This is a genomic window from Pseudoalteromonas phenolica (assembly GCF_001444405.1).
GTDB classification, from domain to species: domain Bacteria; phylum Pseudomonadota; class Gammaproteobacteria; order Enterobacterales; family Alteromonadaceae; genus Pseudoalteromonas; species Pseudoalteromonas phenolica.
In genome coordinates this window covers 1,281,745-1,298,152 of sequence record NZ_CP013187.1, presented here as the reverse complement: position 1 = coordinate 1,298,152, position 16,408 = coordinate 1,281,745, and the positions used below count along the sequence as shown (strand labels likewise).

Here is a 16,408-nt window from a genome sequence, read left to right as displayed (position 1 = left end):
TCAAAGTGAAACCTCGGTTTCGTCTACAGGCTGTACTTTACCTTTGTACATTACTTTTTACGTTTAATGTTAGTGCAGCCAATTACACTTTATATCATTGGCCAGTAGTGGATGATGACTTTGTTATTGTTAATGTAAAGCTAAATGGTCGTTCTGTTATTTCTGATTTAGAAGGTTATTACACCCAATCAGGGCGACTTCTTCTGCCCATTTCCCCACTCAATAATGCACTTGGTATCGACTTACAAGTAAAAAACAATCAAATCAATGGGGTTATCAAAAAGAGCGACTTAACTTTTACTATCGCTAAACTTGAAGATAAGGTGCATTCAGATGACATTCCTATCTGGACAGAGGATGACTTTGATCATTATATAGATCTTCAGGTCATTAATACTGTGCTGAACATAGATGCTGATTTTGACTACACCTTGATGCAGTTAAGTTTGACCACCAATCTACTTGAGTCAACTCAGAACAAAACATCAATATTACCCCTCATTCGCCGTCAATTTACTTCTCCGGAGTTTGACATAGAGGTAGCTGACCAATTTCAGAGAATCACTTATCCTGTCACTGATTATTCCCTTACTTCTAGTTATTTATCAAGGCTAGAAAAGAGCAAAAGTTTACTCACTCTAAATAGCTACTTCGATGCATTTGAGCACCAAGCTCAATTTCGATTTAACAAGAATGAAACCACCACTAATCAATTTATAAAGCTCGCCAAGTCATATGAGAACTCAGACCAAGAGGGGTTGCTAACTCAATTGCATTATGAGTTGGGTGATATTCAATCCCAACGTGATCCTCTTGTGATGAACTTTAGCCAAGGTCGCGGTGTTTACCTATCAAATATTAATCCGAATACCTCGCAAAGCTTTTCTACTATCACAATCGAAGAAGCCACTCTTCCAGGCTGGTTAGCAGAGCTCTATCGTAATGGGCAATTTGTTGCTGCTTCAGAATCAACCGACGAAAATATTGTTCGCTTTGAAGACGTAGAAACTTTTTATGGAAACAATGTATTTGAAATTCGGCTTTATGGCCCCCAAGGCGAACAACTTACTAAAACAAGAAAGATTTCAGTGGGCAATACTGCGCTTGCACCTGGCCAAATGAGCTATCAGGTTGAACTTTTGGATAGCACTCGTAACCTTCTTAATAGTCACTCAAACAGTGCGACCAGTTTTGGAAAATCAATTTCTGGAAACGTATCTTACGGTTTATCTGACACCCTAACATACGATGTTGGGTTTAATTATTTTCAAGGTGATGAAAACAATAGATACCTAAGTACAGGTTTACAGAGCAATTCTGAACTTGGCAGTTTTAAACTTGTTGGTGCAAAGCAGCTTGATCATGGCGCTGCATTTTTTGCAGGTTATCGAGGTGAAACGTCTCTTTTTTCTGAAGAAAGTACAAACATCAACTTCGAATATAGTCACCTTAATCAATTTAATAGTGCCGTATTTTTAAAACAAACCTCTGCCCTCAAGTCTCGTGCCTCACTAAGTTTAAATAGTAGATTCACTACTTTTGAAAACCTAAGTTGGACCTTAAGGTTTTTAAATGAAAAACGCGACCGAAAAGAAACCCGTCAGTTTACTCAGTTTGGTTTAAATGCAAGTTATTTAGGAGGAAATTGGTCAAGCCGCTTTCAGTACGACAATCTTCAAAATGAGTTAATTAATCAAAGTTATTGGTCTATGGATCTTGGTAAATGGCATTGGACCAACTCAGTTGACTGGAAGCCATTTGAAGACAAAGAGTTACTTAATTATCGAAGTAGTCTCAGGTGGCCGCAGAGCAGCAATATGTTTAATCAAACACAATTAAGCTATAATCCTCGCTCCGCAGCAAAATTAGTGCTTGGCCATCAATATACCTATCGTAATGATATGTTTAACTTTAGCTTTACTGGGCAATATGATAGTGAAGATGAATGGCTTATATCCTTGGGGATAAGCGGGACAATAAGTTTCGACAAATTCAATAACGATATCAATTTTTTACCCCCTAGATCTTTGAGTTCAGGACAACTGGCAGTTGAAACTTTTATTGATAAGAACAAGAATGGAATTTTTGATACTCAGGATCAAGCCATAGCTGGTGCAAGTTTCACTGGTAATTATTTATGGAAAGATCATCAAACAAACTCTAATGGCCAAGTATTACTCCCTAGTAGTACTGGCGGGCAAATTTTGAGTTTAGATTTGATGAGTCTGTCTAATCCATACTACCAGCCAGCAAATAATCGCATCAAAACATCCTCTCATAGAGGCGGTGTAACCAATATCAAAATCCCCGTTAATATTGTCAATGAAGTTGAAGGCACAATTTATTATACAGCGAACAACAAAACTAAGCCTGCTTCAGGCGTGTCTGTGCTATTACTTGATGGTGAAGGTAATATTCAATACGAAACCATCAGTGAATATGATGGGTACTATTTTTTTCCTAAAGTGAAAGCTGGCGAATACAGTATTAAACTAGAGCAAAACCAGTTTGCTGTAGATAACTTAATCACAAAAAACCTCCCAGAGAAGATAGTCGCGCCAGAGTATGGAGATACTATTATTTTGAGAGACATCGTACTTCAAGATAAAACGCAATTGCTTGCACAGCCAACTGACATATCTGAAGCGCAATATTTTGTACAACTAGGTGTATTTAAGAAAAGGTTATCAGCAAATATCGTTGCGCACAGTATTCAAGCGCTTGACTTTCCGCTACAGCTATATCAAAACCTAAATCATGAAAATTATTACCTAGTTGCGGGTCCGTACAAAACTAAACAAGAGGCGCAATCCGTCATTAATCAGGCTTACTCTCAACCAGTTTTATTTGGTAGTTTTATGATCGATGCCAGAAAATATGATTCTATCAATTGGCATCGGATCGATAGTAATTTTGAATTACCCATCAAAGCTCAAGCTATCACTAGACAAAAAACAGCCCATTACTATTGCCAATACGCACTTTATGCAAAGCGTTCTTCCGTGAATGTGCCACTCGTTGAATCAAATAAAAATATCTTTCTATCTGAAATAAGCAAACAAGGAAAAAGCTACACGGTTGTATTATCTGGGCCATTTGAATCTATTGGTGAGGCAGAATGTGACACAAAAATAAGTTCTGCACTAAATGAAAAAAGCGTCCCCATAATTAAACACTATAAAGAGCTTAATAAGATTACGGATTTATTTGATTAAAACGCACAGGGTGAGCAGTTTTATTGGGGTTCGACATTTTAAGACACTCGACCTCACAACGACTTGCAAATGACTCTAACTGCCAACCACTTCGTTCTTTTTTCAAGAAGCAAGCCGAGTTGAAGTTATCATATTTTATAGTGTTAACTACTTTGCAACTTGCAAACTCTCCTAATTGTTGAATTTCACTCTGCGCTTTGGGCTGCCAACCTATAATGCTTGCTTTAAAATTGGCCGAAGCCCCCTCGGCAGATTGAAATGACAAGGTAATGATCATAAAAAATAACAATGAGATAAACAGTACACGCATAGTTTTATGCCCTTATTTAAGGTAAGAAACATCTTAGGTTTAGACATACTGTATATACTTAGTTTAGAAGGAATATTGAGATTGAACAAAGAGGATGTATTTTACTCTTTGTTTAATCAAAGACAAAAAAGCGCGAACTAGTCGCGCTTTTTGAATATGGAGATTTAATTGAGTTTAGTTAACTTGTGATTCGCATAAGCTCGAGCTTCGGCAAGTCTATTGCTGCTTCCCTGACCTAAGCGATAAAGCATGTAATAACAATATGGTACAAAAGCTAAACTGGTTAAGGTTGAGAAGATCAAGCCACCAATAATCGCAATTGCCATGGGTTTATAATCTAATACACCCGAATCTGCAGAGCTGCTATCGAGCAATACTGGCAACATACCGATCACCGTCGTTGCCACTGTCATTAAAATAGGTCGTAAACGGGTTGAACAAGCATCAACAATCGCTTGTTGTAAGTGCTCTGCTGAACCCTTAAAGCGATTGATTTGGTCAATCAATACAATGCCGTTGTTTACCACAATACCCATAAGTACCAGCATGCCTAACATGCCTGTTTCACCTAAGCCCATGCCAAGTAGTGCAAAGGTCCAGTAAACACCAACAAAGCCAAGTCCTATCGAACTTAGAATTGCAATTGGCAATAGCAATGACTCAAACAACGCTGCCATGATCATAAAGATCAAGAAAAGCGCAATCATCATATTAAAGACCATGTCTTTCATTGACTCATCCTGCTCAGCAAACTTTGGACCTAAGCCCCAAGAATAGCCTCGAGGCAATGTAATCGCATTCATCATTTCATTGAGCGACTCCGCAGCCTCTTTATGACTCACATCTTGAAGATTCATTTCGATTGAAAGTTGAGTTTGGCGATCTCTGCGTGAAATTGTGCGCGGTGCTGGGCGTGTTTCTATTTCTACCAGTTGTTGCAAGGTTAAAATAGCGCCGTTTGATTCCATGACTGGTAGGCTTCTAAGTTCCTCCATTGGAATAGCGCCTTGCTCATAGTAGCCAGCAATGATCTCCACTTCACCCTTGTCGAGGGTTCTCAACGTTTTCAAATTGAGACCACGCATGGCATTACCAATTTTAGTGGCTATTTCTTGTGTCGAAACACCCAACTGCATAGCACGTTGTCTGTCTACCACCAATTGCATTTCATAGACATCGCCCTCAGCACTATTTTTTGCATCGGTAAAATTTGGATGGGCTTCAATAACAGGTATTAACTGCTCAGCCAATTCATTTAATTTTGCTGTCGAACGACCGAACAGATAAACACTCACCGCCGTTCGAGAACCTGCTTCACGCTGAAGTGATGCTTTCGCATAAGCTGATTCAGGAAAGTTGTCACGAATATCTTTTTTAATATCCTCAATGGGTCTTGGCAAATCTTCAACAAAGCGAATACTTGACCATGCACCTCGTTGATAGACCCCTGAATAGAGCTTATGGATCCCAAGTGATTGCTTGTTATCGAGTAAATAAGCCTCTATTTCTTGTAAAAACGCGAGCTTTTTATCAAGCTCAGGTTCACCTTTGAACTCATAGTAGATTTGTAATCGCTTTTGAGATTCAGCATCACTAGAACTCTTATCAACAATGCCTTTTGCCATCATGACACTGGTAAACATGATCAAGAAAAAAGCCCCTACTCGCTTAGGATGGCTAAGGCCCCAATTTAATGCTTTACGGTATTTTTGTTGTGCCTTATCAGACCCTGATTCGTTTGCAACGGCATTGTCGGGTAAAACACGATACATACACAATGGGATCAGAGTTTTCGCAACCAATAAAGATACCAATAATGGTACACAAATAGACACTGCTACTTGCTGTAACATCACAGTTAAAAAGTTACTTTCACCCATAAGTAGAGGTAAAAAGATAACCACAGTTGTGAGTGTTGCGCTCAAAATAGCAGTGCTGACTTTATCAACACCTTCTATGACTGCAGCTTTACCCGAGTCGCCTTGTGCTCGTTGTTGTAAGATACTTTCACAGACCACCACCGAATTATCGATAAGTAAACCTATTGCGATGATCAAACCTATCAGTGTCAGCATATTTAAGCTGAATCCCATGAAATAGATTATCGCCAGTGAAATACTTAATGAGACAGGCACAGCAAGTACTACAACGCCGGTGAGTTTGAGGTTACGTAAGAAAAACCATAGTACAAAGAATGATAATACCGCCCCGATTGCGCCAGCCTTTAACAATGAAGAAATTGATACTTCAACACTGTTACCATCATCTCTGTCATATTGAATATCAATATGTTGCAGTTGTGGCTTTTGCATCACTTCATCAAGGGTTTCGCGAATGCGCTTTGCCACATCGACAACATTTGAATCTGATTCTCTGAAAATATCTAAGCCGACAGCTGGTTGACCGTCTACACGACGCTGCCATTGACGTTCACTCAAAGCATAGTGCACGTTGGCAATGTCAGAGAGTTTCACTCGCTCATTGATGCGTTGCGCACGAATATCTTCGATATCACGATATTGGCCCTGCGGTGTCACCGCATAGCGGTAATCATCAGTATGAACTTCACCCACAGATTTTAAGAAGTTAGCCTCTTGAAGTACTCGCGTCACTTGCTGAATGTCCACGCGATGCATGGCGAGTTTGTCCGGATCAAGTTGGATCCAAATCCTTGGCTGACGTAAATAAAGCTCTACGCGTCCTACGCCTTGAATTCGCTCCAATGGCATTTTCAGGTTGTTTTCTAAAAACTCATAGTCACGATTTAAAGATTTTTCACTCAGTAATGTTAACTCAACAACCGGCATATCTTGAGTTGAAAATTTCATTACGTCTACGCGTTGTAAATCTTCAGGTAAAAGGTGTCGAACCAGATCGACCTTCTCACGTGCTTCTAAAATCGCCACATTTAAGTCAGTCGAAAACTTCATCTGTAGAGTTAGTGACGTCCACCCTGAAGAAGTGCGTGAAGTGACTGAGTTCACCCCACCCATGGTTGCCAAAGCTTCTTCAAGCGGTTTTGTTATAAGACGCTCAATCTCTTCTGGCGTCGAACCTGGGTATGATGCTCTCACAAACACGGCAGGCGCATTAACCGCAGGCCAGCTATCGAGTGGGATAAGCTTACTACTCATAAGCCCAGCCACGATCATTGATAGCATCAACATAAAGCAGGTCACTGGCCGTTTTAGAGCCAGTGCAGTCAGGTTTTTGATTGATTTAGCCTGCTTCATAGTCCGCCTTACCTAAGTTCTCATTTACCTGCACTCGGTCACGGTTAAACACACTATATAAAACAGGAATAACAATCAGGGTTAAGAAAGTTGCAATTAAGAGACCGCTCATTACCGTAATCGCCAATGGCGCACGTAATTCAGCGCCCTCTCCTGTAGCCATTGCCATAGGCAATAAACCCAAAATTGTGGTCATTGTCGTCATGATGATTGGACGTAAACGTGAGTTGGCCGCTTCTAAAATAGCATCCAACATCGCACAACCTTGCGCGCGTAACTGATTAATACGATCAATTAATACAATGGCGTTGTTTACTACAATACCGCTTAGCATGATCAAGCCAATAAAGGTGATCACACTTAAGCTGGTACCAGTGATAAATAAACCAAAGATTGACCCAAGTACCGCCAGTGGCACACTGAATAAAATGATGAACGGATTTAACAATGACTCAAACTGTGAAGCCATCACCAAGTAAACCAAGAATACCGCCAGCAATAGCGCCATAATTAATGACGAATAAGCTTCTTCCATTTGCTGGTTTTGGCCAATGACTTGGCTATAAACACGATCAGGTAATCCTAAAGATGCCACTTCACTGCGAACAACCTGCGCCGCTGTTGCTAAATCACCTTCTTTTACAGAGGCAGTAATGATGGCAACTCGCGCCTGATCTAAACGGTTAATTTCGTTCGGCCCGATAGACTCAGTGACTTTTGCGACCGCTGACAACGGCACACTTTGGCCATTCTCACCGTGAATGATTAAGTCGCGGATCGCCGCCACTGAGTTACGCGAATCACGATCGACCTGAACTAAAATATCAACTTGGCGATCATCTAGGTTATATTTGCTAGCGACATTACCGCCTATTTTGGTTGCTAAAATATCGGTGATGCCCGCAGCGGTTAAACCTAGGCTACTTAAACGTTGATGATCAAACTCAATTTTCAGCTCAGGCTGCCCTGCTCTGAGCGATGTTGTGACATCGGCAAAACGGTTTTGCTGCTGTAGTTGCGATACCAATCTATCGGCGTAAAGTTTTAACTCATCGAGCTGATAACCACTCATGACCACAACTAATGGACGCTCTTGTTCAAACATACGACTTTGCGTGAACTCCGCGTTGACTTGAGCCATACCTGACAGTTGCGCACGTAATGCGTCTTGAACTGCACTTAGTTGTGCTGGTGTTTCAGTTTTAACAACCAGTTGTCCCCAGTGAGAGCCACCACGTGTCGCACTGCTCATCATCAGACTACCTGTGCCCGACATGCTATAAGTGTGCACCACACCTGGCATATCAACGACTGAGCGAGCCAGCAAATTAAGTTGTTGGTCAGTTTGTTCAATCGGCGTACCTTGACGCAGTGTAACTTCTAGAGTTAATTCTGTTTGTGCCACTTCAGGCATCAGTTCCATGCCCAATTTTGGCAATAAACTTGCAACACCCACAGCAAAAATTAAAGAAATTGAAATGACCAATGCGCGCTGTTTCATCGCGCCTTTAAGAAGCTTGTCATACCCTTTGGCAAAAATTTTATAGACACCATTGAATGCAACATAAGCCGGATAAGTAATTTTGCTGGTACACCAGCCTATGATTTTCGACAGCATCATAATGATGCGTAATATCCAACGCCCGATAAAACACGGGATCACAACAGCCACAAACTTGAACGGCAGTAATAACAGGCTAAGCCATTTCTTTGCGCCTGTTTTCACTGGCTTTTCAGATTCAATGTTTTCAAGGTTTGCATCACTCGAGGCAATTGAAAACTGACGTGACGCCAACATAGGAATAAAGCTCAGCGCCACGATTAATGAGGCAAGGAGAGCAAAGGTGACCGTTAGTGCTTGGTCGCTAAAAATCTCACCAGCAAAACCTGTGACAAATGCCAAAGGTGCAAATACTGCCAATGTTGTCAGTGTTGACGCCGTTACTGCACCCGATACTTCATTGGTGCCTTCAATTGCGGCTTGCTCAACATCTTGACCCTGTTCTTTTTTACGATAGATATTTTCAAGCACTACAATCGCGTTATCAACCAATAAGCCAACCGCCAGTGCAATACCGCCTAAAGACATGATATTTAGGCTGATGTTATTGGCAAACATCAAGTTAAAGGTTGCAATGATGGAGGTTGGAATAGCCAAAGCAATGATGATTGTTGGTTTAAACTTACCTAAGAAAAGATACAAAACCACTATCGCAAGTAGACCACCGATGATGGCAGTTTGCTTCACTTCATCAATGGCTTTCTCAATAAACTCAGCCTGATTTGAGAGAATTTTCAGCTCAGCATTTTCTGGTAATTCATCCTGTAGTTGTTTGATTTTAGCCTGTACACGTTTGGCCACAGCCACTGTATTGGCATCGCCCTCTTTATACAAAGCCATTTCGATTGCTTCGTTTCCATTAACACGAGTAATATCTTGGCGCTCTTTTACACCATCAACCACAGTGGCAATGTCACGTAGGTAAACCGTTTGTCCGGCATCTTGTTTAATAATGACATCGCCAATTTCTTCGATATAAGTAAATTGGTTTAGGGTACGAACTAAAAACTCTTGCTGACCATCATAAACTCGACCTGCCGACACATTGATGTTTTCGTTTTTAATTCGGTTAGTGATCATTTCAGCGGTCACATCACGAAGATTGGCTTGTTGTTGGTCAATAAGCACTTGTACTTCTTGCTCTAAACCACCACTGAGTTGAACTGCTGCAACCCCATCAATAGGTTCAAGGGCGCGTTTTAGCTCTTCTTCTGCATAGGTACGCAGTGATCTTAGTTGTGTGTAAGATTGCGCATCACCTGAGATGCTTAGTCTTAAAATTGGGTCTAAAGACGGGTTAAACCTTAAAATGACGGGTTTTCTCAGTTCAACAGGTAGCATTACCATATCGAGTTTTTCGCGAAGTTCCATAATGGCCAGATCCATATCTGTGCCCCATTGGAACTCAATGACTAAATCTGATTGTCCCGGTTTAGAAATAGAATGCAGTTTGCGAATGCCTTTAACGACACCCACCGCCTCTTCAATTGGTTTTGAAATCAGTTGTTCAATTTCAGCGGGGGCCGCACCGGGGTTTTCTGTTCTTACAGTCAAAGTTGGGTAACTTAAATCGGGTAATAACGACACCACAAGGCGTGAAAAACCCACCATACCGAACAACATTACCGCCAAAACCAACATGGTTATGGTTACTGGGCGCTTTACCGCAAGCCTAGCAATATTCATACTCTGTCCTTACTTCTGGCGCGATTAAAGCTGTTGAGATTTGTCTTCAGTATTAGTCACGATGGCACTTTGGTCGTGGTTTAACACTTTCAATAAAGCATCGTCTTTAAGACCATGTTGACCTACAGTGATAACGCCCTCTTCACTCGAAATAGGTGTGATGACTTCTACCCAGCCGTCTTGGGTGTAACCCGTTTCCACTTCAAGTTTTTTAGCTCTGTCATTCTGTGCTACGAACAGGGTTGCTTTACCATCTTTTTTGATTATTGCGTTTTCAGGTACCAAAGTAACGCCTTGCTTGCTATCAAGCAGTAAAGCAACTCGGGCAAACATCCCCGGCTTTAAAGTATTCTCTTGATTATCAATCGTCAGCGTCACCTTAAAGGTGCCTAACTTGCTGTCTACTAAAGGCGCAATACGCAAAACAGTTGCTTCTAGCTGTAGGTTTGGCTCTGCAGGAAAATGAAGTTTTGCAACTTGACCAAGCTTTACTTTACTAAGCTCCGACTCAGGCAAGTAAACTACACCGATGAGTGAATCTAATGACACAACATGGAACATTTCATTGCCTGAATTACTTAACATATTGTGGGCTTTGACTGAACGCTTAGCGATAACACCGTCAATCGGCGAAACAACTTTACTGTCGCGAAGTTTAATTCTGGCAACTTCAAGTTGGTTTTCTGTGGTTTGTACTCTAAAACGCAGTTTATCTAAGTCTTTTTCAGAAATGAGTTGTTTGCCGTCAACTGGCTGACTACGACGATATTCTGACTTTGCTGATTCGTAATCAATCTTGGCGCGTTCAAAATCTAGTTCATAATTGCGTGGGTCAATTTGTGCAAGTAAGTCCCCGGCACTCACACGCTGACCTTCTTGCGCATGCACAGATTCAAGCATGCCCGTTACCTTGTTAACCACTTTGCTTTCTTGCTCTGCTTCTAAAATAGCAGTAGTTTGATAGAACTTAGCAACATCACCAACTTTTGAAAAGGTCACTTCAACAGGAATTGCAAACTCTTCTTTTTCTTGTTTTTTCGCAGTTTGCTCTGTTTTGCTATCTGCTTTTTCTGTGCTTTCTTCACCCGAGCAGGCCACTAAGCCTAATACTGATAATGCCAAAAGTGATTTTTGAAATGAATTTAGCAACGACATATTCCCTTCTTATTTTACTAGCCATATGTTATTTGCTCACATCATAAGCGAAAAGGTAAATAAAAAATAATCCTGCCTTTGTTAATTTGTAAGCGTTTGTAAATTGGAAACAATTAGTAACATCTGATCTAAATAAACAGAAAACCCATATGAACTAAACAGTTGGAAATTAAACAAAATAAATCACAATTTCTATGAATTAGACTAGGCTCAACATAGCGAAATAGCCTATTTATTAGAACAACGCACAAACCTAACAGGTGAACATATGTACGATGATTTAACCCTAGAACACTTTATGGATGGACTCATTAAAAGGAACCCGCATGAACCTGAGTTTCACCAAGCTGTAAAAGAAGTTGCAGAGTCAGTTATTCCTTTCATAAATCAAAATAAGCAGTACCAACAAGCGCATATTTTAGAAAGAATGACAGAGCCTGATAAAGTCGTGTCTTTTCGTGTCACTTGGGAGGATGACGAGGGCAATATTCGCATCAATCGCGGGTATAGAGTGCAATTTAATAATGCCATCGGGCCATACAAAGGCGGATTAAGGTTTGACCCTTCTGTTAGTTTAAGTGTGTTGAAATTTCTGGGTTTCGAACAAACCTTTAAAAACAGCTTAACGACCTTACCGATAGGCGCAGGTAAAGGCGGCGCTGATTTTAACCCTAAAGGTAAATCTGACAGAGAAATCATGCGCTTCTGCCAATCATTTATGACCCAGCTTTATCAACATATTGGCCCTAATATGGACGTTCCAGCTGGAGATATAGGCGTTGGGTCTAAAGAAATTAGCTATTTATTTGGTCAGTACAAGCGCATCACCCATAGAGTCGAAAGTGTACTCACAGGTAAAGCCATTGAGTATGGTGGCAGCCTCATTCGTACAGAGGCAACTGGGTACGGTAACGCGTATTTTATGCAAGCTATGCTCGCTCACCACCAACACGACATAAAAAGCAAGACTTGCTTAGTATCAGGCTCAGGTAATGTTGCGCTTCATTGTGCAGAGAAGCTAATACATCTTGATGCCAAAGTGCTCACGCTTTCTGATTCAAGCGGCACATTATTTATTCCAGATGGTCTAACGCAAGAACAGCTTGAAAAAATTAAAGACATTAAGATTCAGCAACGCAAGCGACTCGATGTATTGACCCATGAGTTTGATTGCGAATTTTTCGAAAATAAAAAGCCATGGCATATTAAAGCAGAACTTGCCTTTCCTTGTGCTACTCAGAACGAGTTAACAGAGGAAGACGCAAAACAATTGGCTGATAACGCATGTATTGCCGTTTCTGAAGGCGCCAACATGCCTTGTACGCCAGAAGCCGTCAAAGTGTTTCATGATAATAAAATTCTGTACGCACCAGGCAAAGCTGCGAACGCAGGTGGTGTGGCTGTATCAGCTTTAGAAATGTCGCAAAACAGCATTCGTATGTCTTGGTCGCATGAGGAGCTTGAGGAGAAACTGCACAATATCATGAAGCAAATACATGATAAATGCGTGCAACATGGTGAAAATGAAGATCACGTTGATTATGTCAAAGGTGCAAATATCGCGGGCTTTATTAAAGTGGCTGATGCCATGCTGGCTTATGGTGTGGTCTAGTTTTAACACGAAAAAGCCCAGCAATCGCTGGGCTTGATGTCTTTTATTTAAAGCTAACAGCTAAAAATTACTCAGATACTGGGAAGCCTCGGTCACGCATTAACGCGCCTACTTCGGCATCACGACCACGGAACTTGTTATAAGCTTCAGCTGGATCCATTGCATTACGTACTGAGAATAGGTATTTAACTAAGCGGTCACCTAAATCTTTGTCGTAGAAACCACCTGGCGCATTAGCAAATGCTTCAGCTGCATCTGAGGTTAATACTTCAGCCCATAGGTAGCCATAATAACCTGCTGAATAGCCTTCACCAGAGAAGATGTGACCAAAATGCGTTGTACGGTGACGCATTACAATTTCAGATGGCATACCTAATTTCGCAAGCTCAGTTTTTTCAAACTCAACCGGATCGCCAATTAGTTCAGGATCAGTCATATGGAATTTCATATCCATGATCGCAGAGGCTAAGTACTCAGTTGTTGAGAAGCCTTGGTTAAACGTCGAAGACTTTTGGATCTTCTCGATTAACTCTTTTGGCATTGGCTTGCCAGTTTTGTAATGAACAAGGTACTTATTGATCACTTCGTCAGTTGATAACCAACGTTCTAATAACTGAGATTGGAACTCCGTGTAATCACGCACACCGCCGTTCGAGCTTGGGTATTTCACATTTGAAGAAAGCGCGTGTAACGCATGACCAAATTCATGGAAATACGTATTCGCATCATCCCAAGAAACCAATGTTGCTTCACCGTTTGGCGCTTTAACAAAGTTTGAGTTATTGGTGCTCAATACGTTTGTCTTCCCTTGGAATGTCGTGTGTGAACGGAACGATGTTGCCCATGCACCAGAGCGCTTACCTTTACGAGCAAACGGGTCAAGGTAGAATAAACCAACGTGCTCGCCATTCGACTTGCGTTTCACTTCCCATACTTTCACGTCTTCATGGAAGACCGGTACTGAGCCCTCTGGTACTGGTGTAAATGTGAAATCAAATAACTCACCCGCCACATAGAACATGGCTTCAGTTAGCTTGTCTGCTTGAAGGTATTCTTTCACTTCATTTGAGTCTAAGTCGTATTTCGCTTTACGCACTTTCTCTGCGTAGAAACGGTAATCCCAAGGCGCGATAGTGATATTCGCACCTTCTTTATCTGCTACCGCTTGCATGTCTGCCACTTCTTCTTTTACGCGTGCAATCGCAGCAGGCCATACTTTATTCATCAGTTCGATGGCATTTTCAGGCGCTTTTGCCATACGGTCTTCTAAACGCCATTGTGCATAGTTTTCGTAGCCTAGTAGCTGAATGCGTTCATGGCGTAGCTTTAAGATTTGGCTGATCACGTCACGGTTATTGTTTTCGCCCGCATTATTCCCACGGTTATAATAGTTATTCCAAACCTGCTCACGTAGTTCACGTTCTTCAGAATACTTTAAGAATGGGTCCATTGATGAACGCGTATTCGTTACGGCATATTTGCCTTCTTGACCACGCGCTTTTGCTGCTGCCGCTGCTGCAGAGATGTATGACTTAGGTAAGCCAGCTAGCTGATCTTTTGTAAGATAAACGACATAGTTTTCTTCATCAGCCAAAACGTTGTTACCAAACTTAGAGTGTAAGCCTGATAGCTCTAAGTTAATTTCAGCATAACGCTTTGCTTTGTCACCCGAAAGTGTTGCACCGTTACGTGCAAAACCGTTGTAACGCATCCAAGTAATACGCTGCTCTTCAGCCGTCAAGTTTTTAAACTCATCGCTATTATAAACCGCTTGAATACGTTCAAATAAGGCTTTGTTTTGCGTGATTTTAGAGCTCATCGCAGAAAACTTAGGCACTAGTTTACCTTGTAACTCACGAAATGCAGGGCTTGAGTTATTGTTTGCCCAAATGCCATAGTATGGGAATAAACGGTCCAGTGCTTCACCTGACGCTTCAAGTGCCACTATGGTGTTTTGAAAAGTTGGTTTCTCAGGGTTATTTGCAATCGCATCAATTTCTGCAAGGTTTTCAGCAATTGCAATATCCAATGCTGGCTCTAAATCCGCAATCGTGACTTTGTCGAACTGTGGTACGCCGTCATACGGCCCTGCGTACTTTTGCAATAAAATATTGTCGTACTGTTTTTCAACTTTTTGTACTACGGGTTCAACTTGTTGTGATGTGCTTTGCGTACTGCTACATGCACTCAGTGCAACAACAACCGCTGCACTTAATAGAGAGATTTTTAGTTTCATTTTAGATGTTCTCAGTTTGTTAACCCGTCTATGTTACGAGGCAAACCAATCAGTGCAATAATAAATGCGATGAGAATAGTATCTAAATGTAAATATGCTGCATAATTTGACCTACAGCATATTTATCATATTTGCAGTCAGTATGTGACTAATTGCCTTACCCAGCTATAATTTTGCTCTGATTTTGGCCTGTAAGTCTTGGTTTCTTCGCTGCTGCCTAGAATTAGGCTTTGCATTTTCAATTGCCTGCAAAATGCTGCGGTTTGCCTCAACCGGCTTATCTTGGGCGAGATACAATTGAGCCAATTCATAAAATGGTGCTGAACGGTTGGGGTAATAACCTTGCCATTTTTTTATCAGATAATGCGCTTCTGCATAGTGCTGCTCCCTGATCAAATAAGCAGTTAACCCCCATAACTCGTTAAACTCAGGACGAATAGAGTAGCCTAATCTTTTAGATAAACGCGCATAATGCGCATCAAATCTTTCAGGCGCTCCCACCATAGTATTGCTAGACAGCCACCAACCTCGAAATGTATACCTAAGCGCATGGTATAACCCAAGGTGTGCAATCGTCATATGATCTTCACCTGAAATAAATCGAGCATTTATATCAATAGAGCTAGGAGCTTTTGTTTTCAATAATGCTAAGAATTTTTCAAAAGCAGCATACTGTTTTACAAACGGGGTTTCTTTTTCACTGTAGACCACAAGTATTCTATTATTTGCCATCCCTTCTAGGCTCTGCTCAATCTCATCTAAAAGCTTGCCATCAGCCCAAGCTAAGGTTGGTGACAATGCAAAGTACGCATCAAATTTCTCGGGGTGGCGTGCAAAAGTAAACATAGTAAACAACCCACCGAGAGAGTGGCCACTCAATATCTCAAAAGGTGCAGTTCGATAGGTTTGATTTATCAGGGGCTTCACTTCAGTCTCGATAAAAGCCAACAGCTTTTCAGCACCTTCTGTTTTACTAAATACAGTGCCATCTTGATGATACGGGCTTAGCTCATTGTGACGGTCAAAGGTCTGAATACCCACAACAATCAACTCTGATATTCCACCAGCTAGGTAATGGATCATAGGTGCAGCATGGGGCATCTGCATATTTGCGTCAGTTAAGTAAATAACAGGATAGATTTTGTCTTTATCTTGCTGATAGTTAGCGGGCAAAGAAACCAGAATTTCTCGTTTCACGCCATAGACTTTTGACTTTATTTTAGTAATGCTTGGTGATGGTGAAGCTTGAATATTTTGTGTAATAAATAAAAACACAATTACCAAGAGGGTTTTTAACATTTGCCACTTTTTTACGCTTAGCATGGCGACTCCTTATCATTAATTTGAATTGGCTAATGTAATGATTAAGAAATTGAAGAACATGTTAATTAAACTATGTT

Annotated in this window: 8 protein-coding genes; 2 read left to right on the top strand and 6 right to left on the bottom strand. The window is 41.1% G+C overall.

From position 1 onward, the window contains the following. Positions 1 to 5 precede the first annotated feature (5 nt). Complete coding sequence (locus PP2015_RS05680) at positions 6 to 3,215, top strand: SPOR domain-containing protein (RefSeq protein WP_157599071.1); 3,210 nt, start codon at positions 6 to 8, stop codon at positions 3,213 to 3,215. On the opposite strand, the gene PP2015_RS05675 is transcribed toward PP2015_RS05680, so the two are convergent. The 4 genes from PP2015_RS05675 to PP2015_RS05660 all read right to left on the bottom strand — a co-directional run bounded on the left by PP2015_RS05675 (position 3,196) and on the right by PP2015_RS05660 (position 11,160). Beyond that, positions 3,196 to 3,525 carry a hypothetical protein gene (locus PP2015_RS05675; protein ID WP_058029350.1) on the bottom strand — a complete coding sequence of 110 codons (330 nt, stop codon included), beginning with the start codon at positions 3,523 to 3,525 and terminating at the stop codon, positions 3,196 to 3,198. The genes PP2015_RS05680 and PP2015_RS05675 overlap by 20 nt on opposite strands. 164 nt (positions 3,526 to 3,689) lie before the next feature. Further along, positions 3,690 to 6,758, bottom strand: coding sequence for an efflux RND transporter permease subunit (locus PP2015_RS05670; protein WP_058029349.1), 3,069 nt, complete (start codon positions 6,756 to 6,758; stop codon positions 3,690 to 3,692). Next, the gene (locus tag PP2015_RS05665; RefSeq protein ID WP_058029348.1) at positions 6,745 to 10,005 is read right to left on the bottom strand and encodes an efflux RND transporter permease subunit; all 3,261 of its coding nucleotides are present in this window, start codon (positions 10,003 to 10,005) and stop codon (positions 6,745 to 6,747) included. Before PP2015_RS05665 ends, PP2015_RS05670 begins: the two co-directional genes overlap by 14 nt. A gap of 24 nt (positions 10,006 to 10,029) precedes the next feature. Next, positions 10,030 to 11,160, bottom strand: a complete 1,131-nt coding sequence (locus tag PP2015_RS05660; RefSeq protein WP_058029347.1) for an efflux RND transporter periplasmic adaptor subunit — start codon at positions 11,158 to 11,160, stop codon at positions 10,030 to 10,032. A 268-nt stretch (positions 11,161 to 11,428) separates the two neighbouring features. Here PP2015_RS05660 and gdhA point away from each other — a divergent pair, with 268 nt between their 5' ends. Then, positions 11,429 to 12,772 carry an NADP-specific glutamate dehydrogenase gene (gene gdhA, locus PP2015_RS05655; protein ID WP_058029346.1) on the top strand — a complete coding sequence of 448 codons (1,344 nt, stop codon included), beginning with the start codon at positions 11,429 to 11,431 and terminating at the stop codon, positions 12,770 to 12,772. 67 nt (positions 12,773 to 12,839) lie between these two features. Here the strand turns inward: gdhA and PP2015_RS05650 are convergent, their stop codons facing one another. Both PP2015_RS05650 and PP2015_RS05645 read right to left on the bottom strand, forming a co-directional pair. Then, positions 12,840 to 15,008 carry a M3 family metallopeptidase gene (locus tag PP2015_RS05650; RefSeq protein WP_058029345.1) on the bottom strand — a complete coding sequence of 723 codons (2,169 nt, stop codon included), beginning with the start codon at positions 15,006 to 15,008 and terminating at the stop codon, positions 12,840 to 12,842. 165 nt (positions 15,009 to 15,173) lie between these two features. Further along, positions 15,174 to 16,331 carry an alpha/beta hydrolase-fold protein gene (locus PP2015_RS05645; protein ID WP_058029344.1) on the bottom strand — a complete coding sequence of 386 codons (1,158 nt, stop codon included), beginning with the start codon at positions 16,329 to 16,331 and terminating at the stop codon, positions 15,174 to 15,176. Between the last annotated feature and the right edge of the window lie 77 nt (positions 16,332 to 16,408).

Bases quoted from the DNA above. Each gene is read 5' to 3' on its own strand.
- PP2015_RS05675 (WP_058029350.1), bottom strand. From the start codon at position 3,525: ATGCGTGTACTGTTTATCTCATTGTTATTTTTTATGATCATTACCTTG.
- PP2015_RS05670 (WP_058029349.1), bottom strand. From the start codon at position 6,758: ATGAAGCAGGCTAAATCAATCAAAAACCTGACTGCACTGGCTCTAAAA.
- PP2015_RS05665 (WP_058029348.1), bottom strand. From the start codon at position 10,005: ATGAATATTGCTAGGCTTGCGGTAAAGCGCCCAGTAACCATAACCATG.
- PP2015_RS05660 (WP_058029347.1), bottom strand. From the start codon at position 11,160: ATGTCGTTGCTAAATTCATTTCAAAAATCACTTTTGGCATTATCAGTA.
- gdhA (WP_058029346.1), top strand. From the start codon at position 11,429: ATGTACGATGATTTAACCCTAGAACACTTTATGGATGGACTCATTAAA.
- PP2015_RS05650 (WP_058029345.1), bottom strand. From the start codon at position 15,008: ATGAAACTAAAAATCTCTCTATTAAGTGCAGCGGTTGTTGTTGCACTG.
- PP2015_RS05645 (WP_058029344.1), bottom strand. From the start codon at position 16,331: ATGCTAAGCGTAAAAAAGTGGCAAATGTTAAAAACCCTCTTGGTAATT.